The sequence below is a fragment of the Chthonomonas sp. genome, assembly GCA_016788115.1.
GTDB lineage: Bacteria > Armatimonadota > Fimbriimonadia > Fimbriimonadales > Fimbriimonadaceae > UBA2391.
The window spans coordinates 500,855-522,314 of record JAEURR010000005.1; the positions used below are offsets into that span (position 1 = coordinate 500,855).

Below are 21,460 nucleotides of genomic sequence, written 5' to 3' on the forward strand. Positions count from 1 at the left end.
TTCCTCCTTGATGTTGACCTAGCGGGTGGTAGCTCCGCTCGTGCGCATCGCCACCAGCCCCGTCCGGACGATCTCCTGGACTCCGTACGGCTCCAGAAGAGAGATGAAATGCTCGATCTGCTTGGGCTCGTCGGCAAACTCGATGGTCATGCCGTCTTGTCCTAGGTGGGCGACGCGGCCGCCGACGATGTGCACAACCTCCAGCACCTCGCTACGCTGGTGCGCGAGTGCATTGACCTTTATGAGCGCGAGCTCGCGATGGATCCCGTGCTCGGTCGGCAGCTCATTCGCTTCGACGACGTCGATGAGCTTGCGGAGTTGCGAGACGCACAGGTTCATTTCTTGATCGTCACCTTGCACGACAACCGTGAGTCGCGAGAATCCCGTCTGCTCGCTGACTCCCACATTGAGGCTGGCGAGGTTGTAGCCGCGTCGGCGGAAGAGCGAAACGAGCCGATTCAGCGTGCCCGCCTCGTCCTGGACGAGGGCGGTGATGGTGTGATTCTTCATCGCGACACCTCCTCAGATGCCTGCAGGGCGGGGTCCATCAGTAGGCTGTCGTTGCTCGCGCCAGCTGCGACCATTGGGTATACGTTTTCTTCCATTTCCACAACAAATTCGCACAGAACCGGCCCTCGGTGTGCCCGGGCGGCTTGGATCGTTGCCTCCAAGTCTTCTTCCTTCGTGCATTGATAGAACTGGATGCCGTACGCCTCGGCAAGTTTGGCGTAGTCGGGATTGCCCATCGCCACGTGACTGTAGCGATTGTCGTAGAACAACTCTTGCCACTGCCGGACCATGCCGAGGAAGCCGTTGTTGATGAGGCAGATTTTCACGTCGAGCTGGTTCTCCGCGACGGTCATCAACTCTTGCAGGGTCATCTGGAACCCGCCGTCGCCGACCACCGCCCAGACTTCTTGATCCGGGCACGCGAATTTCGCGCCCGCTGCGGCAGGGAACCCAAATCCCATCGTGCCCAGCCCTCCGCTGCTCAGCCATTGGAACGGCCGACGGAACTTGTAGAATTGCGCCGCCCACATCTGGTGCTGCCCCACGTCGGTGGCGATGATCGCATCGCTGTCCGTGAGCTTGTCTAGTGCGGCCATGACGTGGCGACAGAGGAACTTGCCGTCGCTCGGCAAGGCTAGCGGATACTCCTTTTGCCAGCCCTTCAGTTCGGCCCACCATTCGGTGTGTTTCTTGGGCTCAGCCGCTTCCAAGAACGCCGGTAACGACTGTGCGAGGTCTCCGTGCACGCGGCAATAGGTGGTCACCGCCTTGCCAAACTCGCTGTCATCGATGTCGAAGTGGATGATCTTTGCGTTAGGGGCAAAGCCGCGCGTGTTGCCGGTCAGACGGTCATCGAACCGGTTCCCGATGCCGATGACCAGGTCGGCATGCTGGACCGCGATCGTGGCCGTCGCTTCGCCGTGCATACCCATCATGCCCAGCGAACGGACATCGTGTCGATCGATCGCGCCGAGCCCGAGCAGCGAGTTGATGATCGGCAGGTCGCACTTCTCGGCGAGTTGACGCAGCGCATTGCTGGTTTCGCTCCAAACCACGCCTGCGCCAGCGATTGCAACAGGGCGCATGGCCTCGGCGAGCAAGGAGACTGCTTCTTGAACCGAGGCCGTACTTGGCGCACCGGGGAGGTAGTATCCCCTGCGCTCGATGGTGCGGGGTGCTGGCGCAGAGGTCGTGGCGAGAAAGACGTCTTTCGGGATGTCCACGTGGACAGGCCCCTTGCGGCCGGTGCGGGCAAGGTAGAACGCCTCGGCCATTACATATGGGAGGTCGTCCACGTTCGTCACCAGGTAGTTGTGCTTAGTGATTGGGATGGTGATTCCCTGGATGTCGGTCTCTTGGAACGCATCCTTGCCGATCGCCCACGTGTTCACTTGACCGGTGAGCACGACCATGGGAACCGAATCCATCATCGCGTTGGCGATGCCCGTGACGAGGTTGGTCGCGCCGGGGCCGCTGGTGCCCAAACACACCCCGACGCGCCCAGTGGCACGAGCATAACCATCGGCCATGTGCGCGGCACACTGTTCGTGCCGCACGAGGATATGGCGAATCTGGGGCCAGTGCAGGAATTCGTCGTAGAGCGGCAGGACCACTCCTCCGGGATAACCGAAAAGGGTCTCGACTCCCTCGCGCACGAGCGATTCCAGCACGATGCGCGCGCCGCTTCTTGTCTGTTGTTCTTCTTCTTCTATCATGGTGCAGTCTCCTGGCCACTTTCTTCGGACCCACCGGGTGGCGGCGCTGACACCCGGTTCGCCAAACAGAAGAGGCCTTCCCGCTCTGGGAAGACCTCTTTTGTTGAATCGTTGTGTTGTCTTCCCAGCTAGGCTTGTGAGACGGAAAGAAGTACTACGACTACGATGACAACCGACTGGCCAACACGATGCACCGGAGCGAGAGCGTCCAGTCCATAGTTTTTGTCAGCCTGACGGGTGGTTCGAATGAACATAACCAAACCCATCATAGCCTCTCCCGGCGTAAATGCCAAGCACTTTCTTACTTTTGTTCAGGAGTTGCGACTTTGGGCGCAGCGATCGGCAAGATCAGGGACAGAGTTTTTCCACGGACCCACGCTTGGATGCTGACACTGCCTTCCTTCATCGCGCGCAAGCCGCCACCTTGGTCGATCCAGCCGTCCCCCGTTGCCGACCAGATCACCTCGCTGTTCGGAACGTAGAACCCGCGCTGGGTGAAGACCTTCAGCTGGGAGACAACTCCTGCGGCGAGCGGAGCCGGAGGCTGAATCTTGTATTCAAGTGGCGAGACGGGAGCCGGTCGGCTGTCAAACCACAGTAGGGCATTGGCAACTTTGCGCTCGGTGCCATCGCTGGGTCGATTCACGGTGATCCCGTGCAAGTTCAGCGTCGTACTACCGCCGCCATCCAGATTGATCGCATCAGTGCAACTCAGGTTCAGCATGATGTCGGCCAATTCCTGGAGCGTGCACCCGTCGCTCATGTCTTGGCGCCCGTCGATGGCGACGAACAGGAACTCACCACGTGCGGTGCGTCCGAGAGCGGTACGAGGATGCCTCGTGGTGATGAAACCGGCCTTGAACCCTTCCATCTCCGCGGTGATATTGATCGCTCCGCGCGTGATCAGGTTCGGGCCGCCGCCAACCACTTGGTCGACCTTTTTCCAATCAAGCCCAGAGGTCTGGCCGATGAGCTTCAGGGGATCACCGGCGCGCAGTCGCTTCGCTTGCGTCGCCTTGGTCCCCCGCGCGACAAGCACGAATCCGTCCGCAGGCGGAACGTATGCGGTTTGGTTCTCCAGAATCTCGGTAATTGCGACTTCGCGGCTGTCGTTCGGTTTCCATGGGCCGTGATCCTGCGACTTCACGACGATTGCCGTGAACGGCGCGGAACTGACGACCTGCTTGGCCGACGAGGTGTAGAGAACCAGCATGTTGTCGCCGCACGCCTCGTTCAGGCCATTGATCTCGATGGAATCACCCGGGGCAATTTCGGCCTTGGCAGTCCATACGCAGCGTGCAGTTGCGCTCGCGCCCTTGCCCCACGCGAAGACGATGCGGCGATTATCCGGTCTTGAGAGTAGCTCGCCATCGCGCACCATGAGTCCAAGCGGGTCACCGGTAAACGGGAAAAAGTCGGCGTTGAGGCCCGCGATCGCGCCGGTTCGCTGGACCATGGCGCTCACGGTCTCGCGGCCGCCGTCCTCGGGTAGCGCGTAAACCGCTCCGCCCGCAACTTCGGGCACCATGCGGATGAAAGGCGAGCCCGGTGAGTACCGAAGGATGTGGATGAGCCGCGGCGTCAGGAGATCGGTCTGCATCCGATAGCTCAGGCCGGGGCGGAGAAACTTTTCCCAGATCTGTGCATCTGCCGCAACAGGAATAGCTGTACAGAGCAGTGCGGCGATGAGAGGTTTTTTTAAGCGCATGGGTTCTCCAAGAAGGTCAGGGTTCCGGCTTCGGTGTCCATCCGCGCGCGCACTCCAAGCGGGACGCTCAGCATGGTCTTCATGTGCCCGAACGGGAACTTGGTCATGGTGGGGATCCCCAGGGGTTTGACCCGATCCGCGATGATCGTCTCCCATGGGAGCCCGCCCATGGTGGGGTCGTACCGATCGTTCGTGTTCGTCATTTCGCCAATCACGATGCCGGCGCACGACTGCAGAATGCCGGTATTGAGCAGGTGGGTGAACATGGCATCGATCCGATGCGGGTACTCATCCACATCCTCGATGACCAGAATCTTCCCTTGGGTCGTCAATGGGTCGGGAGTCCCGATCGAGTCGCAAAGCAAGCACAGACAGCCGCCGGTGACTTCGCCTTCGGCCACTCCCGGGACGAGCACCTCGGCGCGCTTGGCGTCCGTGGGGGTGGTGGCATCGCCTTTCAGCAGGTTGAAGAAACTCTCGTGGACCCACGGCGCACGGTCATAGCTGAGCGTGATCGGCATCGGGGTGTGGAAAGTCACCAGGCCCCGGCGATTGAGAGCCAAATGCAGCGTGGTGATATCGCTGAACCCCATGAACATCTTCCCGCTTGCGGCCATCTTGTCCAGGTCGATGTAGGGAAAGAGCCGCGCACAACCGTAACCGCCGCGCGAGCACATGACCGCGCTCACCTCTGGGTCTTCAAATGCGGCCATTAGGTCTGCCGCCCGTACTTGGTCATCCCCCGCGAGGTAGCCGTTGGAGTCGTAGATGTTCTTCGAGAGTTTCGTTTTGTAGCCGTGAGACTCAATAAGCGCGCAACCGCGCGTGAGCCGATCTTCATCGATAGCCGACGCGGGAGAGCAAACGGCGATCGTATCACCTGGCTTCAGGGCTCGTGGTTTGATCTTCTCCGACACGGGCATACCGCTGAATTTACCTGGCCCGTCGGCAGCCCTACGCGCATGTTGCGCCTTCTGCGGTCAAAGTTGTACGCTTAGCGCATGCATCCCTACGTCCTTGTCGCCCCGAGCCTGACGGCGGGCACTCTGGAGCGCCTGCTTCACACGATCCCCGAGGCCCGCTTCCACGAGCGTCCCGACCCAAATCGATTTACCATCATTGAGGAGATCGCGCACCTGGCGGATTGGGAGCCGATCTTCCTGGAGCGGATTAAGGGTGCCGCGGAGCAAGACGGCTACGTCGTGACCCCTTACGACGAAAGCGAGCGGGCCGTTACCCAGCGCTACGCGGACCAGCCGATCTGGCAATCGCTGGAGAAGTTCAGGGTTCAGCGCGAGGCGAACTTGGCGTACTGCCGATCTCTGACCGAAACTCAGCTCCAGCGGGAAGTCCCCCATCCGAACTTCGGCCCCATGCGAACGATCGACCTGATCGGTTTCATGGGACTACACGATGCGTATCACATCGAACATTTGACCCACTTCATGGGCGAAAAGCTGGCCGGAACTTGGTAGCTCAACGCTTGATCGCAACGCCGGTCGGAACCCTGCGCGCCGGGACCGACGGAAACTTGCTGAACCTGCTGGAGTTCAACTCGGAGGATCGACTGACGCGTCAAAAAGTGGAGCGGTTCGACGGTCCAAGCGAGTCGCCCCTGCTTGATGAGCTGGAGGCACAACTCGCCGCCTACTTCCGGCGCGAGCTCACCGCGTTCACCATTCCTTGGCAGCAGCCAGGGACGGACTTCCAGCAACGCGTCTGGGCCAAGCTCTGTGAGATTCCGTACGGTGAGACCTGGAGCTATCTCGATCTCGCCAAAGCCGTCGGCTCGGCAGCTGCGGTGCGCGCGGTTGGCCGCGCGAACGGCTCGAATCGCATTGCAATCGTCGTGCCGTGTCACCGGGTCGTCCAGCGTGATGGATCGATGGGCGGTTACGGGGGCGGTATCGAAAACAAAGCCCGCTTGCTCCGAGTGGAGCAAGCGGGCTTACAAGCTTCGTTGCCGCTTTAGGCGAGTCGGCCAGCCAGCTTGCCGAATCCACTTGGACCGGCGTACTGTGCGCTGGAGCCGAGCAACTCTTCAATGCGAAGCAGCTCGTTGTACTTCGCCACTCGGTCAGTTCGGTTCGGGGCACCGGTCTTGATTTGGCCACAGTTGGTGGCAACCGCCAGATGCGAGATCGTCGTGTCTTCGGTCTCGCCGCTGCGATGGCTCATCACCGCGGTGTAGCCCGCGCGCTTGGCCATTTCTACTGCGCTCAGGGTCTCCGTCAGTGATCCGATTTGATTCACCTTGACGAGGATCGAGTTCGCGACGCCTTCTGCGATGCCGCGACCCAGTCGCTGAACGTTCGTCACGAAGAGGTCGTCACCCACGAGCTGGACCTTGTCGCCCAACGCCTTCGTGAGCTTGGACCAACTTGCCCAGTCGTCCTCGGCGATGCCGTCCTCAACTGAAATGATCGGGTACTTGGTACAAAGGTCGGCCAGGTACTCGACCTGCTGGTCGCCCGTGCGCTTCGTGACCGCCCCCGCCTTGTAGTTGTAGAAACCGCCCTCGAAGAACTCGGTGGCTGCACAGTCTAGGCCAAGCCAGATCTGCTTGCCCGGTTCAAAGCCGACCTTCTGGATGGCTTCGATGATGTAGTCGAGTGCGAGCTCCTGAGTCTCGAGGTTTGGAGCAAATCCACCTTCGTCGCCGACGCCGGTTGCGAGGCTCTTCTTCTTCAGGACGGCCTTGAGGCAGTGATACACCTCGCAGCCCCACTGCATCGCCTCGCTGAAACTCGATGCACCGACCGGGAGCACCATGAACTCTTGGAAGTCGACGTTCGAGTCCGCGTGCTGTCCACCGTTGAGGATGTTCATCATGGGCACGGGCAGAACGTTGGCACTGACGCCGCCCACATACTTGTAGAGTGGGAGTCCGCTCGCACTGGCCGCGGCCTTGGCGATCGCCAGCGAGCAGCCGAGGATGGCATTGGCACCCAGCTTGCCTTTATTCGCGGTGCCATCGAGTTCAAGCATCACGGCGTCCATCGCCGCTTGGTCGGTTGGGTCCCGATCGAGCAGGTTTGGTGCGATGACTTCGTTCACGTTCTCGACGGCTTGCAAGACACCCTTACCGCCGTAGCGCGACTTGTCACCGTCCCGAAGCTCGACCGCTTCGAACGCTCCGGTGCTCGCTCCGCTGGGGACGGCTGCTCGACCGAACGAGCCGTCATCGAGAAGGGCGTCTACCTCGATGGTGGGGTTTCCGCGGGAGTCGAGAATCTCTCTTGCGACGACATCTACGATGACTGGCATAGTTTCCTCAGTTTACTTGGTCGGCTTCTGGGACAGTTCGCAGGCTCAAAGAAGCGCAAATTTGAACCTAGAACAGAAAATTCTCAAAATTGTTGTCACATTTTGGGGACTCTTTGACCGATAGACCTTTGAAAGGAGATCGCGACTCGGGGAAGCGTAATTGCACCGGCCGCGACAACAAAACCGAATACCTGCCGAGTAGCACTTGCTGTCCTCTCCCGCTACTCGGCTATTTTTTTGCCTCATGACCGGTTATCCGGCCTGCTCAAGCGTTTCCAATTCTTGCTGCTTCGGCGCGTAGGCCTTTCGCCCCCGCATGTCTTCGTAGTGTCCCACGAGCCCCTTCACATTGTCCGTTTGTGCGGCCTTCAGGGCGACCTTCAGTCGGTCGTCCATTTCCACCGCGGCGTTCAGCTCGCGGATCGCGAGCGGCGAAAGTGAGATCAGCGTCTCCAGCTCGGCGAGCACAGTCTCCCGCTCGGATAGCAGGGGTGACATCTCGTCAAGTCGGTCGCTCTGGACTGCGGCAAGCAGCGCAAGAGTGAGTCGGCTGTACTGGTCAATGAGCCGTCGATCCGACGGCAATTCAGGCTGCGTTCGGTTTGGCATCAAGCTCTCCTATGGATCCAGTCCGCTGTTGGCGGTCGAGCTCTACCCAGCTGCTCCGTAGGTCCTCAAGAACTTTGATGGCCCGGTCAAGCATCTCGGGGTTGTCTTCGATGTTCCCCATCACGAGCTCGTTGTAGGCGTATGAGTAGAGTGCAAACAGGTTTTGGGCGACCTCGCCACCTCGGTGCATGTCCAGACACGACATCAGTTCGGTCACGATCCGCTGCGCCTTCTGGATGCAGCGATTCTGGTTGAACGTGTCGCCTGCCACCACCGCTTCACGGCCCTGCTTGACGAAGCGTATCGCCCCATCGTAAAGCATGATCACGAGTTGCAGCGGCGATGCGCTGGTCACCTGGGTGTTCTGGTACGCGTGAAGGTGTCTCTGGTTCGCCAAAGGATCAGTCCCCGATGAGGTGCCACAGTACGGCATGCCTCATTGAAACTATTGGCGGCTACTCCCCATCTCTGGATGGTGGATCGAACACTTTTGGGGTCATCGCGAGCGTGATCGCGACGGTCAGTAGCAAGTACCCCAAAGGAGCTTGCCAGACCCACGGCAATGGGAACTCGGGCTTGGCGATCTCGCGCAATTGGTAGCCGAGTGCAAGTTGGTCCAGTCGAAGATATCCGAATATCGCGACGGCGAGTGATCCACCCACGAACCCAGTGGCGGCGGGGAGCCCCCCTCGGAGCATCGCATAGACGCCGAAAAGACAGCTTGGTAGGAGCCCAAAAAGACTTGCGCGGAGCAGCCCGGACAGGGTGTGCAGATCGCCGAACACAATGAACGGCCACACCGCGACGAAGTAGGTCAGGAAGCTGACGGCGACGAAAAACGTACAACCGCCGAGCATTTGCGTATCCATGTCCGCCTGATGCTTGACCGGCGTTTCGAGCTTCTCATCCGTCTCGAGGGGCTCAAATGCCACGGTTCATTTTAGGCGCGGCGGAACGGGCTTTTGCGCTTGCGGTGGGACTTTTCGCCGCCTTCGTCGAAGAGGGAAGTCTTTTGGAAGGCGATTCGTTCCTCGGCAGTGTCCTTGGCCTGGTGCATCCCCGCGATGTAGATTGTGTTCTTCCCGAACTTGTGGTTGATGACGTCCACCGCTTGGTTCAGCCTTTCGTTGTCTGGCTGGCCCTCTTCGAAGAGTGAGAATGTAACTTGCTCGAGCGGTAAGAGTTCGCGAAAGGTGAGTCCGACTTGGGTGGGGACATCGAAGTCTCGCTTTTCCCATAGACGCATTGCCTCGGAATTGATGCGGACGCTGTCGTGGGTGGGCGAAAGCCGCGTGTGCGCATCCCAGCTGCGGCGTATACCGCGTACGTGGAGGGAGAGCGAGCTCGCGTAGAGCCCGCTCGCGCGGAGGCGAGCACTCGCCTTTTGGATTAGCCGGAGCATGACTTCGCGCGCTCCCTGATCCGTCCGCAAATCCGGCGGTAAGACGTGGGAGTGGCCCAGCGATTGGTTCTCGCCGGTCTTGGTTTCGAGCTCGTACCCCCTCAAGAGGTACCACCAACGCTCGCCCCAGATCGAGCCGAAGGCCGCGGTGAGTTCGGTTCGGCTGAGCTTGATGAGGTCGGCTGCGGAGAAGATTCCTTTCGCATTGAGCCGCGCTTCCATGCGGCGGTTGATCCCCGTGAACTCGGTGAGTCCGAGCGGCGCGAGCCGGTCCGGAAGCTCGTGACCGTGGATGAATACAAGGCCGTTTGGTTTCTGGAGGTCGGTCGCGAGCTTTGCGAGGAACCCGTTGGGGGCGACGCCAATGCTGCAGTGAATCGCGGGCGAGACCTGCTCCCAGATCGCTTTCTTCATCCGCATCGCGAGTTTCTCCGCCTCATCGGGTTGCTGCTCCTTGCCGATCAGCCGAAACTGCATCTCGTCGATGCTGCACACTCGATCGATGGGCAGCACCGTTTCGACCGCATCCAGAATGCGATCGTGGTATTGCGAATAGATCCGATGCCCGCCAGACACGAGGATGAGCCCGGGACACATCCGCTTGGCATCGCCGATACGGGTACCGGTCTTCACCCCAAACGCCTTAGCTTCGTAGCTGGCGGCGATGAGGAAGCTCGAATCCGCCTGGACTGCGCAGACACCGACAGGCTTCCCGCGCAACTCGGGCCGCTCTGCCTGCTGGACGCTGGCAAAGTAGGAGTTTAGGTCGAGAAACATGACTCGCAACGGTCGCGAGTCGATCGTTTCCATCGGTAGACGAATGTCGGCCACTGCCTTGATTATACGACCGCAGTTCGGTTCGGTGGACGTCTGCTGGGTACACTTTTATCCCCATGAAGCGCGACGACCTCTTGGATATGAATGATGCGCTTCAGCATCCCGGTCGCGAGATCGCGGTCGATCTCAGCACCGAACTTCCGGAAGAGGAAGACATCGACCTCTTGTCCCCCGTCGAAGGGTATTTGGAGGCGGTGAGCACCGGTAATGTCTTGCTCGTCGAAGGGGAGTTCAAGACCCGATGCGTGCTCGAATGTTCGCGTTGCGGCCACCCGCTGGAGCAGGAAATCGAGTACCGGATGGAAGAGCAGTTCCAAGTCATTGGGACTCCGAGCACGTATTCGCACGACGACTACGCGCGGGTGAAGGACGAAGAGGATTACCCTCTCTTTGAAGGGAACAGTTTGATGGTGGAGAAACTGGTGCGCCAGGGACTTTTGGTGAATCTGCCGATGGCCGTCCTGTGCGAGCACGGCTGGGAAGAGCCTTGCCCGCACGAGCAGCGCCGAGTCCAAGAGGGCACCGCTGCTGCCCAAAACGACCAGCTGCAGCGGCTGAAGTCGCTTCTGCACGATGAGTCGGAGGACGCCGGTTGAATCTCGCCCTCGACGCGATGGGGGGTGACCACGCCCCCGCCGAGATCGTAGCCGGAGCGGTCCAGGCGGCCCCGTTCATTAACGGCACAATTAGTCTCGTCGGCATTCCCGCCCAGATCCAAGCTCACCTGCCCACCCCCGCGCCCCCGCAGATCAACATCGTCCCCGCCAGCGAGGTCGTGACGATGGACGACAAGCCGACTGAGGCACTGCGTAAGAAGAAAGACAGCAGCATCGCGGTCAGCATCGAGCTCGTGAAGGCCGGCGTCGCCGACGCGGTCGTGTCTGCAGGGAACACGGGTGCGGTGACGGCAGCGTCGCTCATTGGCTGGCGTCAGATGAAGGGGATCCACCGACCGGCGATCGCCGCCGTTTTCCCGCACCGACATGGCCATTTCTTGCTGTTAGACGCCGGCGCATCCCCGGACATCGACCCGTCAAATCTCGTTGAGTTCGGGCTGCTAGGTCGCATCTATGCCGAGCACGTGATGGGGATCAAAGACCCTCGCGTCCACCTCCTAAACATTGGCGAGGAGGAAGGGAAGGGGAACGCTTTTGCCAAGCACGCGTACCACGTGCTGAGCCAGCGCGACTGGTTCAAGGGGAACATCGAGGGCAAGGACATGTTTCGCGGCGAGACCGACGTCGTCCTATGCGATGCCTTTGTCGGCAACATCGTTTTGAAGAGCGCAGAGGGGATCGCCGAGTTCATGATGGGCAGCATCCGAGACGCCCTCCCGACCGGCACTCTCGCGAGGCTGCCTTACTTGCCACTTCGTAGCTTGCTCGCACCACTGAGGAAGAAGACGGACTACACCGAGTATGGCGGCATGCCGCTGCTCGGGCTGAATGGCCTCACGTTCATCTGCCATGGCCGGAGCAATAGCAAGGCGATAAAGAACGCGCTGCTTTACGCGCAGCGGGCCGTGGATGCTAACCTATTGGAGAAGATGCGTGAGAGTGTGTCGTCCTCGCTGAGCACTTAGCATCTATAGACGCCTATGAATCCCCGAGCGGTAATCGTCGGTACGGGTATGGCAGTTCCTGACAAGGTCCTGACCAACCACGATCTTGAGAGAATTGTCGACACCAACGACGAATGGATCACGCAGCGCACGGGGATCAAAGAGCGACGCATGTCAGCCCCGGGTGAATCGAGCGCCATCTTGGCGACCCGAGCCGGAAAGATGGCTTTGGAGCGCGCCGGAGTCACTCCCGAAGAAGTCGAGTTGGTGATCTGCGGCACAGTCACCGGCGATATGCCATTCCCTAGCACCGCGTGTCTGGTTCAGGAGGCCCTGGGCATCCGGCAGGCAGGCGCGATGGACGTGGGGGCTGCGTGCGCAGGATTCATCTACTCCGCGGACGTCGCCGCCTCGATGATCGCAGCAGGGCGTTGCAAAACCGCGCTGGTGGTCGGCGTCGATACCCTGACCAAGTTTGTGGATTGGACGGACCGTTCGACCTGCGTTCTTTTCGGAGATGGCGCAGGTGCAGCGGTGCTTCAGGCGAAGACCGATACCGACCGCGGCCTCATCGACACGATCCTGCTGTCCGACGGTTCGGGCGCGCAGCACATCAATCTTTGTGCGGGTGGCAGTCTGCACCCGCGCAGCGAGCCCGAGTCGGCCAAATGCCGTAGCCACATCTTCATGGCGGGTGCCGAGGTGTACCGCTTCGCTGTTAACGCGATGGGCGACGCTTGTTGTCGGTTGCTTGAGCGAACGGGCATGGAGGCCAGCGACATCGACCTCTTCGTGCCGCACCAGGCAAATCTCCGCATCATCGACTCGGCGGCCAAGCGGCTCGAGCTCCCCGATGAGAAGGTCTTTATCAACGTCCACAAGTACGGGAATACGAGCGGGGGTTCGATTCCGATTGGTCTTCACGAGGCGGAAGCCGAAGGGCGACTGAAGCCCGGCATGATCGTGATGACCGTCGGCTTTGGCGCGGGCCTCGTCTGGGGCGCAAACCTCATCCGGTGGTAACCACGCCTTCCAAGTCGGTCGTAATGCGCTGGGCGTGGCTCATCGCAGTGCTTCCGTTGCTCGGATGGTGGCTCACCGGGCTCCTCGACCTCGACGAAGGGTTTTACGGAGCCGTCACCGGTGAGATGCTGTGGCGCGGCGAGTGGATCACCCCGTTCTACAACGGTGCTCCCTGGTTCGAGAAACCGATTCTTCTGTACTGGCTCGCCAAGCCACTGATCTGGATCTTCGGCGATGCGCTCGGACCGCGTCTCCCGAGTGTCCTCGCCGCGCTCGGAGTGTATTGGGTCCTCTACCGAGCCGGGAACAAGTACTTGGGTGACCGGGCGGGACTCTTTGCCATGCTCGTGTGCGCGACGAGCGTCCTGTGGGTCGGTCTCGGTCGCATGATGATGACGGACGCTCTGCTGGTGCTGTGCATCACCGGCGCGGTGCTGGCCTTTTGGGAGTCGCTGCACGGCGGCCCGCGAGCGCGTTGGCTTGCCGGGTTTCTCCTGGGCGTTAGTGTGCTGGCCAAGGGGCCGGTGGGGTGCGTCCTGTTTGTGCTGCTGTACGGCTGGGTTTTCTGGCGGATGCCTGCGCTCCGGCCCAAGTTCCGTGGTGGCTGGCTGATCGGGACCGCGCTCTTTGCACTCGCGGTCGCCTCGTGGTACGTCCCGTGCTACTTGGCCAATCGCGACTTGTTTGTGGAGAAGTTCCTGATCGAGCAGAACGTGAAGCGGTTCCAAGGCGGTGACAAGGCGCACACCGTACCAGGGCTGCTCGCGCTGATCTACTATCCGGCGATCCTGCTCGTGGGAATGATCCCTTGGTCGGTTCAGATCCGGCGAGCGTGGCCCAAGCTCCTCGATGCGGCATCCCCCGAGCGAGACTTCAAGCGGCTGTGTGCTGCGTGGGCGTCGGTCGTCTTCATCTTCTTCTTCGTGGGCGGCAGCAAGCTCCCGCACTACATCGCACCGTGCATCCCACCGCTCAGCTTGCTTATCGGGGCGCACCTGGCCCAGACGCGGTTTCAGTGGAGCGATACCAAGGTGCTCCAACGATTCGCGATTGGGGCGTTGACGCTGTGCGTGATCGCCAATCTGGCGTTCTATGGCGTCTATCAGGGGTTGTTCTCGAACGACTCGCATGCAGAGATCCACGCCCTGGCAAAACGGGCACGAGCTGGAGGCGGCACCGTTGCCGTGTATCAGATTTCCCGGCGCGGCGGCGACCTAGGCACCGGCCAAGCCAAGCTGCAAGAGACGAGCCACCCGAGCGTGGTTTTCTACCTAAAGCAGCCTGTACTGCAACTCGAAACGCCCCAAGAGATTTCCGCACTCAAGGGGCCGACTTGGATCATTACTCGCCCAGATCGGCTGTCCAAGGCCGATCTGCTGGCGATCCAGAAGAACGGAACGCGCATGGAGCTCGACCCAGGGTCCAGCTCCATGCGCGGCTACCGGCTTTACCGGGCCGAACCTAGCCGGCGTTAGGGGCTTCGGTTGGGGTGATCGTCACCTCGATTTCCGCACCATCGCGCAGGATCACCAGCTTCACGGGGACTCCGGGCTTCGCGGTGCTCAGGACCGCTTGCAAGTCCTCGACATCGTTGACCGGTTTGCCATCGAACTTCAGTAGTCGATCACCAGCCTTGATCCCTGCCAGGGCGGCGGGACTTCCGTTGATCGTGCCGGTGATCAGCAGCCCGGGACCCGACCCACTCATATCTGGGATGAATCCGGTTCGGACGCGGCGCCCAGTCCGCTCGCCGCTGCGTTGATTCGGCTGCACGTTGCCTGTAGGCGAAAACTTCAACTGCTCGTTGAGCGCGTCAGCCGCCTTGATCACTCCAATCACCGACTCGCAAACCGTGACCATGCCCGGGATGTTGAGCGTGGCGATGGTGTCCTTGTGGGTGTGGTACTCCTGATGCAGCCCCGTGTTGGCGAAAAGCACGGGGACCCCGCGACGGCTGAAGGAGTACTGGTCGCTGTTCCCAGGGCTCTGGCCGACGGGTATCAGCTTGATTCCCGGCCGCTCCATCGCACTGAGCAATCCACGTAGGCTTGGGCTCGTGTCGGCACCGAAGACGGTCAGCTCACCGTTGCGCAACCGGCCAATCATGTCCAAGTTGACCATGAGGTGGGTTCTGGACAGCGCTTTCACGTTGTCTTTGGCCCAGGCCTCGCTCCCCAGTAGCCCGAGTTCCTCCCCGGAGTACCACTGGAAAATCAGGGTCCTGCGGTTGGTGCGGTGCGTCGCAAAGTAGCGAGCGATTTCGAGGATGCCTGCCGATCCGCTTGCGTTGTCATCCGCCCCGAAGTGGATTTGCTCCATCCCGGAGAGCGAGCCGGTCTCGGCGTAGCCCAGGTGGTCCAAGTGGGCGCCGACGATGATGCTCTCGTATTGCAGCTTGGGGTCCGTCCCCGGGAGCACGGCAATGACGTTCGTCGCCTTCCCGCGGTTCGGCTCGGTATGGGTGGTCATGCTCAAAGTGGCCGGCAGCACGCGCGGTTTAGGGTCTTTCAACTCATCGGCATAGGACTTGCCCAGGAGTGCTCTCGCAAACTTCTGGTGGATCGCGATTCCAACGAGACCCGACGCTCGTCCCAGCCCCTGGCCGCTCACAAGCTTTGGTAGCTCTAACGCGCCCCCGATCTGCGGACCGAGGAAGACGATGCCGATCGCGCCTCGGTCGAGGGCCAGCCTGGCTTTCTGGGCGTTGCCCGAGCGAGGTCCCTCCGCCGGAGTTCCGCGGAAGACCACGACGATCTTGCCCTTCACGTCGAGGTTTGCGTAATCGTTGCGGCTGTCGTTGACCATCCCGAGCCCGGCCCATACGAGCTCTCCGGTGACTTTCTTGTCCTGCGCACTGTTGGCAAGCGGTACGAAGTCGGACTCGATCTTCAGGGTTTGCCCGTTTAGATTGACCTCATTGCCTGGACCGATCTTGTATCCAGCCGTGAGCTCGTAAGTGTGTCGGTAGCTTCCCCTGTAAGGCTGCAATCCCATGGACCGGACCTCTCGCTCGATGAACGCTTGGGCGTCACCGAGACCTTTGGAGAGCGTCATGCGCCCATGCATGGGCTCGGTGGCGATGGCGTCGAGGGTCCGTTCGATGTGGCGCTGGCTGACGTCCGACACCGAAGGGGCGCTGACCAGCGCAAGAGTGATCAAGACCGCTTGGCGAAGCATGACGTCTGTCTTACCCGGTCCGAAGCCCTGCGGGTGCTCTCGGTGCATGCGCTACACTGAGGGGGCATGGTGGAGACATCTCCCGCTGCCCAACCTGCTCCGCTCTGGAGACGAAAAGGAGTCGCACAGCTACTGCTCATCGCGCTGTGCGCCGAAATCGGTTACGCGGTCCTCAACATTTCCACGATGCCGGTCTACTTGCGCGAGGATCGGAAGTTCTCCGAAGGCGTCATCGGCCTCGTCATCGTGGCTTTCCTATTGAGCGAGGCGATCTTTAAAGGGCCGATGGGCCACTTCGCGGACAAGGTGGGTCGTCGTCGGTTCATGGTCATTGGGCCGGGTCTGACTGTCTTCACGGCGCTCCTCACTATGCTTGTGCCGCACACCGGCTGGGGGGTGGGCGAGACGCTTGCGCTCATGCTCCTTCGCGTCCTTGACGGCCTGGGGGCAGCGATGCTGTGGCCCGCGGCATTTGCCCTCATGGGGGACATGGTGCCCGCAAAGGAGCGCCAGGAATCGATGTCGCTGCTGAACACGTGCTACCTGCTGGGGATCGCCTTGGCGTTGCCGCTTGGTGGAATCTTCAATGACGTCTTCGGTCAGTACCTCGCGGGACTCACCGGAGAGCGGACACCCTCGCTGTACTTCGCGGCGGTGCTCTTCATGGGAGCTTCCTACGCCGCCTATCGTAGCTGCCCGAGCGGTCGCGAACACCGCGCTCGGGTTTCGGACACTTCACCTACCGAGCACGGCGGCCTTGCTGAGTTTTGGTCAGCTTTGAAGCAAATTCCTGAGTACATTGCACTTGGATTGATCACCTTTGCGGGCATCGGATTCCCGATGGTCGTGATCAAACTCTTCGCGAAGGACCAGTTCCAAATGAGCGAGACCCAGTTCGGGTTGCTTGTGCTGCCCGGGGCGGCAGCGATGGCGGCCTTGTCGGTGCCAATGTCTCGCTACGGCGAGCGGATTGGTCGTGCGCGGGCAGTTCATTTGGGCATGGGACTGTGTGCGCTCGGGGTCTCGTTTATTGCCTTAGGTGGTTTTGTACCATTCTTCCGCAGCACGCTTGCACTCGGGCTCGGCGGTATTCCGCTGGGTATCGGGTTCTTGCTCGCCATCCCCGCGTGGTATGCCAGCGTGAGCGAAATCGACCCGAATCGCCGCGCGGTGAATATCGGGGCGGTCATGACGGCCCAGGGCTTGGGTGCGATTATTGGCGCGCCGCTGGGCGGCTGGCTGTACCGAAATCTACAATCGATCAATCCTGAAATTGGACGTTATGCGCCGTTCACAGCGTGCGCGCTCTGCGTCACCGCCGCTTGGCTTACGAGCCTGAGGATCATTCGTCCCGCAGCTGACGACTCAGCGGTCAGCGAGCCGAGTCGGTAGCAATCGCACGTATCGATCCGGCTCTTGGCCGACCGCTTCCGCCGCGATTTTCTTGCTCTCCGCTAGCTGGATCTGCATTTTTCGATTGCGTGCGTCCTGCGGTTTGAGCTCAACCGGCCGGTTCGTGGCCATCACCTGTTCGACGCCATGCACCACGTCGTCGATCGCGCCCGACTCATGGTCTTGCACCTTGCTGAACTGCTCCATCAGGTCCTCAAGCGCGGCGGCGATCTGGCTGAACGTGTTGCTCTTCACCACCGCCGTCAGGATCGGTCGGTTGAGCTCGCGCAGCTTGGCGGGCCGACTCTGGTAAGTCGATCGCATCGCGATCACCGCGTCGGCCTGGCTGATGTCGTTGACGATGTAGGCGTTGACCTTTCGCTCGCGCACCGCTCGCTCCAGGCGGGTCCGCGCAATTCCGTACGGGTAAATCCGCAGTAAGTTCGGAGTCTTGGGATCTCGCCGTTCCATCGGCGGCTGCGGTGGGGCAGCAGCGGGCTCGATGGGGCGTAGCGAGGTGATTTCGTGGCGGCCGTTTCGGCGCGAAGGCTTGGGTGGCTCGGCCTCCGGGCGCTGCGAGAGGCTCGGGAATCGCTCGTTGAAGCCCGGGGCGTCGAGATCGGGTGCGACTTCCATCTGCACCACCTCGACACTGCCCGCGCGACGAACCCGGACTTCGGGCTTCGGCGGGACCCCTCGGAGGATCAGATCGACCGTCTTCTGCACGTTGCTGTGAACGGCGAGCCGGTCGTACTCCAGCAGTTCGACGACGACATCGAAGGTTGGTGGGGCTTTGCGCTCCAGCACCGTTTTCTGAGTGCCGCGTCGGCGCGCCTCATCGTCCGAGAGCGTGACCGCCTGGATGCCACCAATCAGGTCGCAAAGGGTCGGGTTCAGCATCAAATTCTCTAGCGACTGGCCGTGGGCGGTGCCGACCAACTGCACCCCGCGCTCCGCGATGGTGCGGGCGGCCATTGCCTCGGCCTCATTGCCGATCTCATCAATGACGATGACCTCCGGCATGTGGTTCTCGACCGCTTCGATCATGACCGAGTGCTGCTCGTTCGTTCGACGGACCTGCATGCGTCGTGCGCTGCCAATGCCCGGGTGGGGTACGTCGCCGTCGCCTGCGATTTCGTTTGAGGTGTCCACGATGACGACCCGTTTCTCGACATCGTCTGCGAGCACGCGGGCGACTTCGCGAAGCTTAGTGGTCTTACCGACGCCCGGTCGCCCCAGCAGCAAGATCGACTTGCCGCTGCGGACAAGATCGTCGATGATATCGATAGTCCCTTCCATCGCCCGGCCCACGCGGCACGTAAGGCCGATGACCTTGCCGTGGCGATTCCTGATGCCCGATACGCGATGAAGCGTGCGCTCGATACCGGCGCGGTTGTCGTCACCGAAATCGCCGACTGACTTGACCACGTACTCGATGTCGTGCTCGGACACCATCACGTTTTGCATCCGCTCGACGCGGCCGCCGTAGCGGATTTCTGCCGGACGTCCGTAGTCCAGTACCACCTCGACCAGGCTGTCTAGGTCAGGTGAGGTTTGCAGCTTCTCGCGGACTACGGGCGGGAGAATATCGAGGAACTGCGGGAGACCATCTGCAAAGATCGACATGAAATCTGGCGATTCGTGCCCCATGGAGTTTGAGACGAATGCTCGCTCCATCTGGCCGCGATCGTATGTTAATTGTTGGCTAATTCCTGTAAAGTTGCCGGGGAAGTCACGATTTTTCCCTTTTTCCAATACTTCACCTGGATCGTTTCGCCAGGCGATTTGTCCGCGAGCGCTTTGCGAAGATCGATGGGCAACTTGATGGGCATATTGTCGATCTGTACAAGAATGCTTAGACGCTCCATGCCGATTTTCGCGGCGGGGCTATCGGGGGCGACTTGGACGATGATGATCCCATCTTCGGGCGGAGCGGCTCCGACCATTCCCTTGATCTCGTTGCGCACGTTCTCGTACTTGAGGCGACCAGGGAACTGATCTTCCACGATTCCGAGCACCCCGTAGCGAACGCGACCGTACTGGATGATGTCATTGGCCACGCGTTGGACCCGGTCGACCGGGATCGCAAACCCGATCCCGACGTTCGTTCCAGTGTTGGTCGCGATGACGGTATTGATTCCGACCAGATTTCCCGCGGTGTCGCACAACGCTCCACCCGAGTTGCCTGGATTGATGGCGGCATCCGTCTGGATGGCGTTCACGAGGAAGGGGGCTCCGCCGCGCTGGGCGGCTCCGGCTTCGCTCAAATCAACCGCGCGACCCAGGCTGCTGATCACTCCCACGCTGACGGTGTTGTCGTAACCGAGCGGACTTCCTGCTGCGATGACCCACTGCCCGACCTCCAAAGTCTTGATCGAGCCAAATTCGACCGGTACCAAGTCCGTTCGATCGACTTTGATGACGGCGAGATCCGAGCGTGGATCGTTGCCGATGACTTTGCCAGCAGCGACATCGCCATTCGCGAGGTGGACTTTCACGAACTCGGCGAGACCCCCGTTGTTAGGGTTGGAGATCACGTGGTTGTTCGTGATGATGTGACCCTTGGAGGAGATCACCACTCCCGTGCCGCTGCCAAAGGCGCGCACGAAGGTCTCCCCCCACACGTTTTCGACCTTTCCCGAGGCGTCGATGCTCACCACACTCTGGAGAATCTTCTTGCTCGCAGCGCGAAAGTCGACTCCTGTTCCTTGCGGGCCGGTGGATTCGGCTTGGATGATGCCCGCGCTTTTGGGCGTGCCAATGTACGACAGGGCCTGACTCGCCTGCACCGAGTTGTAGATGTGCAATGCCGCCAACGTTCCCAGCGTGCAAGCTCCTGCAATTCCGAAAAACTTGAAGACTGTCTTCATCAACATTTCCATTCTACGCCGACGATGCGGCTCGAACGGTACTATGGCCCACGATGAGCAACGTTCGAATCGGATTCGTCGGCGCGGGAGGCTTTGCCCGCTACCGCATCGGAAACATGCTGAAGGTCTCGGATGCCAAGGTTGTGGCGATGGTCGATCCAAGCGCGAATCAGATCGACCAGACCCGGAACTCGTACCCGCAACTCGCGGATGTGCCCGCTTACTCCACCACCGAGGCGATGTACGACGACGTGAAGCTCGATGCGGTCGTTATCCAGACCCCGCACGCTTTCCATGCTCCCCAAATTTTGGAAGCGTTCAGCCACAAATGCCACGTGTGCTGCGAGAAGCCACTGGTCGCAACGGTGGAAGAGGCCCATCAGGTGATTGCCGCGCGCGACAAGGCCAAGAAGGTCGGCATGGTGAGTTATCAACGCCACACCCAGGGTGAGTTCTTGCTCATTCGCGAGCTGATCGGTTCGGGAAAGTACGGAGCGGTGCAGATGGTCCACGCGCTTCTCAGTCAAGAGTGGAAGCGACTTACCGCCAACACCTGGCGACAAAAGAAAGAGCTCTCCTGTGGAGGGCAGCTCAACGATTCGGGCAGCCATATGCTCGATATCCTGCTCTGGGTGACGGGGCTTGCTCCGAAGCGGGTCAGTGCCTTGACTGACCACCGCGGGACCGAGGTGGACATCAACTCGACATTGAACATCCAATTCGAGGGCGGCGCGCTTGGCAGCGTCTGCATTCTTGGCGACGGCGCGAACTGGCATGAAGATTTGACTATCGCATGCGATCGGGCCACGTTTTATGTGCGGGGTGGAGAGCTCACGATCGTCGAGGAGAACGGCACGAAGTTGCGGGTGGAGAATCCGCCTGGGATGGGGACCCCAGACCAGCACTTTGTCGATGCCATCTTGGGTCGGGTTCCGCTCATCGCGACGTTCGAGGACGCGCTCAAAGTCGCACGCCTGACCCAAGCGGCCTGGGCCTCGGAAGAGAAGGGTGGCGCGCCGGTCGACGCTTAGACCGGCAGCTTCTCGGCGTTGACGGTCAGACCGTCCTTCGCGAAATCGCGGTAGAAGCACGATCGGTAATGGTCGTGGCACGCCGCTCCGACCTGCTTGACGAAGATCAAGAGCGTATCGAGGTCGCAGTCGATGGTGATTCGCTCGACATGCTGCAGGTGACCGCTGCTCTCCCCCTTCACCCAGAATTTCTGCCGCGACCGACTCCAGTACGTGCACAGCCCGGTCTCAAGGGTCTGGACCAACGACTCTCGGTTCATCCACGCCATCATCAGCACCTGCCCGTTCTCACTGTCCTGGATGATCGCAGGGATGAGCCCGTCGGCGTTGTACTTGAGTTGGTCCAAGAGTTCCATGG

At 60.8% G+C, this 21,460-nt stretch carries 21 protein-coding genes; 8 read left to right on the top strand and 13 right to left on the bottom strand.

The features are described from left to right. Window positions 1-18 precede the first annotated feature (18 nt). The 4 genes from ilvN to JNM85_05000 all read right to left on the bottom strand — a co-directional run bounded on the left by ilvN (window position 19) and on the right by JNM85_05000 (window position 4,856). Window positions 19-510, bottom strand: a complete 492-nt coding sequence (gene ilvN / locus JNM85_04985; GenBank protein ID MBL8087413.1) for an acetolactate synthase small subunit — start codon at window positions 508-510, stop codon at window positions 19-21. Further along, window positions 507-2,225, bottom strand: a complete 1,719-nt coding sequence (gene ilvB, locus JNM85_04990; protein ID MBL8087414.1) for a biosynthetic-type acetolactate synthase large subunit — start codon at window positions 2,223-2,225, stop codon at window positions 507-509. Before ilvB ends, ilvN begins: the two co-directional genes overlap by 4 nt. Window positions 2,226-2,526: 301 nt before the next feature. Further along, window positions 2,527-3,933: a phosphodiester glycosidase family protein gene (locus JNM85_04995; protein ID MBL8087415.1), complete on the bottom strand. Its 1,407-nt coding sequence runs from the start codon at window positions 3,931-3,933 to the stop codon at window positions 2,527-2,529. Further along, window positions 3,924-4,856, bottom strand: a complete 933-nt coding sequence (locus tag JNM85_05000; protein MBL8087416.1) for an LD-carboxypeptidase — start codon at window positions 4,854-4,856, stop codon at window positions 3,924-3,926. The genes JNM85_04995 and JNM85_05000 overlap by 10 nt, the downstream gene beginning before the upstream one ends. A 78-nt stretch (window positions 4,857-4,934) precedes the next feature. Here JNM85_05000 and JNM85_05005 point away from each other — a divergent pair, with 78 nt between their 5' ends. Together JNM85_05005 and JNM85_05010 are read left to right on the top strand one after the other, a co-directional pair. Beyond that, a complete protein-coding gene (locus JNM85_05005; protein ID MBL8087417.1) occupies window positions 4,935-5,408 on the top strand; it encodes a DinB family protein in 474 nt (157 codons plus the stop codon). 8 nt (window positions 5,409-5,416) lie between these two features. Next, a complete protein-coding gene (locus JNM85_05010; GenBank protein ID MBL8087418.1) occupies window positions 5,417-5,905 on the top strand; it encodes a methylated-DNA--[protein]-cysteine S-methyltransferase in 489 nt (162 codons plus the stop codon). On the opposite strand, the gene eno is transcribed toward JNM85_05010, so the two are convergent. From eno to JNM85_05035, 5 genes are all read right to left on the bottom strand, one after another. After that, window positions 5,902-7,200: a phosphopyruvate hydratase gene (eno, locus tag JNM85_05015; GenBank protein MBL8087419.1), complete on the bottom strand. Its 1,299-nt coding sequence runs from the start codon at window positions 7,198-7,200 to the stop codon at window positions 5,902-5,904. The two genes, JNM85_05010 and eno, sit on opposite strands and share 4 nt — an antisense overlap. A 252-nt stretch (window positions 7,201-7,452) precedes the next feature. Further along, a complete protein-coding gene (locus tag JNM85_05020) occupies window positions 7,453-7,809 on the bottom strand; it encodes a hypothetical protein (GenBank protein ID MBL8087420.1) in 357 nt (118 codons plus the stop codon). Beyond that, complete coding sequence (gene fliS, locus JNM85_05025; protein MBL8087421.1) at window positions 7,787-8,206, bottom strand: flagellar export chaperone FliS; 420 nt, start codon at window positions 8,204-8,206, stop codon at window positions 7,787-7,789. The genes JNM85_05020 and fliS overlap by 23 nt, the downstream gene beginning before the upstream one ends. Before the next feature lie 58 nt (window positions 8,207-8,264). Further along, window positions 8,265-8,741: a hypothetical protein gene (locus JNM85_05030; GenBank protein MBL8087422.1), complete on the bottom strand. Its 477-nt coding sequence runs from the start codon at window positions 8,739-8,741 to the stop codon at window positions 8,265-8,267. Between the two features lie 8 nt (window positions 8,742-8,749). Next, a complete protein-coding gene (locus tag JNM85_05035; GenBank protein MBL8087423.1) occupies window positions 8,750-10,042 on the bottom strand; it encodes a hypothetical protein in 1,293 nt (430 codons plus the stop codon). Window positions 10,043-10,104: 62 nt separating this feature from the next. On the opposite strand from JNM85_05035, the gene JNM85_05040 reads away from it, so the two are divergent. The 4 genes from JNM85_05040 to JNM85_05055 are packed head-to-tail and all read left to right on the top strand — an operon-like array spanning window position 10,105 to window position 14,107. Beyond that, a complete protein-coding gene (locus tag JNM85_05040; protein ID MBL8087424.1) occupies window positions 10,105-10,644 on the top strand; it encodes a DUF177 domain-containing protein in 540 nt (179 codons plus the stop codon). Next, on the top strand, window positions 10,641-11,630 hold the full coding sequence (plsX, locus tag JNM85_05045; GenBank protein ID MBL8087425.1) for a phosphate acyltransferase PlsX: 990 nt from the start codon (window positions 10,641-10,643) through the stop codon (window positions 11,628-11,630). Before JNM85_05040 ends, plsX begins: the two co-directional genes overlap by 4 nt. A gap of 15 nt (window positions 11,631-11,645) precedes the next feature. Next, window positions 11,646-12,632, top strand: a complete 987-nt coding sequence (locus JNM85_05050) for a ketoacyl-ACP synthase III (protein MBL8087426.1) — start codon at window positions 11,646-11,648, stop codon at window positions 12,630-12,632. A 23-nt stretch (window positions 12,633-12,655) separates the two neighbouring features. Further along, on the top strand, window positions 12,656-14,107 hold the full coding sequence (locus tag JNM85_05055; protein MBL8087427.1) for a glycosyltransferase family 39 protein: 1,452 nt from the start codon (window positions 12,656-12,658) through the stop codon (window positions 14,105-14,107). Here the strand turns inward: JNM85_05055 and JNM85_05060 are convergent. Beyond that, window positions 14,094-15,857 (bottom strand): M28 family peptidase, encoded by a 1,764-nt coding sequence (locus JNM85_05060; protein MBL8087428.1) that lies wholly within the window; start codon window positions 15,855-15,857, stop codon window positions 14,094-14,096. The genes JNM85_05055 and JNM85_05060 overlap by 14 nt on opposite strands. 18 nt (window positions 15,858-15,875) lie before the next feature. Here JNM85_05060 and JNM85_05065 point away from each other — a divergent pair, with 18 nt between their 5' ends. Further along, window positions 15,876-17,201, top strand: a complete 1,326-nt coding sequence (locus tag JNM85_05065) for an MFS transporter (protein MBL8087429.1) — start codon at window positions 15,876-15,878, stop codon at window positions 17,199-17,201. Here JNM85_05065 and JNM85_05070 read toward each other — a convergent pair. Further along, the gene (locus JNM85_05070) at window positions 17,175-18,878 is read right to left on the bottom strand and encodes an AAA family ATPase (GenBank protein MBL8087430.1); all 1,704 of its coding nucleotides are present in this window, start codon (window positions 18,876-18,878) and stop codon (window positions 17,175-17,177) included. The two genes, JNM85_05065 and JNM85_05070, sit on opposite strands and share 27 nt — an antisense overlap. 17 nt (window positions 18,879-18,895) lie before the next feature. Continuing rightward, the gene (locus JNM85_05075; GenBank protein ID MBL8087431.1) at window positions 18,896-20,071 is read right to left on the bottom strand and encodes a trypsin-like peptidase domain-containing protein; all 1,176 of its coding nucleotides are present in this window, start codon (window positions 20,069-20,071) and stop codon (window positions 18,896-18,898) included. Between the two features lie 53 nt (window positions 20,072-20,124). Here JNM85_05075 and JNM85_05080 point away from each other — a divergent pair, with 53 nt between their 5' ends. Beyond that, the gene (locus JNM85_05080; GenBank protein MBL8087432.1) at window positions 20,125-21,102 is read left to right on the top strand and encodes a Gfo/Idh/MocA family oxidoreductase; all 978 of its coding nucleotides are present in this window, start codon (window positions 20,125-20,127) and stop codon (window positions 21,100-21,102) included. On the opposite strand, the gene hisI is transcribed toward JNM85_05080, so the two are convergent. Then, window positions 21,099-21,458 (bottom strand): phosphoribosyl-AMP cyclohydrolase, encoded by a 360-nt coding sequence (gene hisI / locus JNM85_05085; protein ID MBL8087433.1) that lies wholly within the window; start codon window positions 21,456-21,458, stop codon window positions 21,099-21,101. The two genes, JNM85_05080 and hisI, sit on opposite strands and share 4 nt — an antisense overlap. Between the last annotated feature and the right edge of the window lie 2 nt (window positions 21,459-21,460).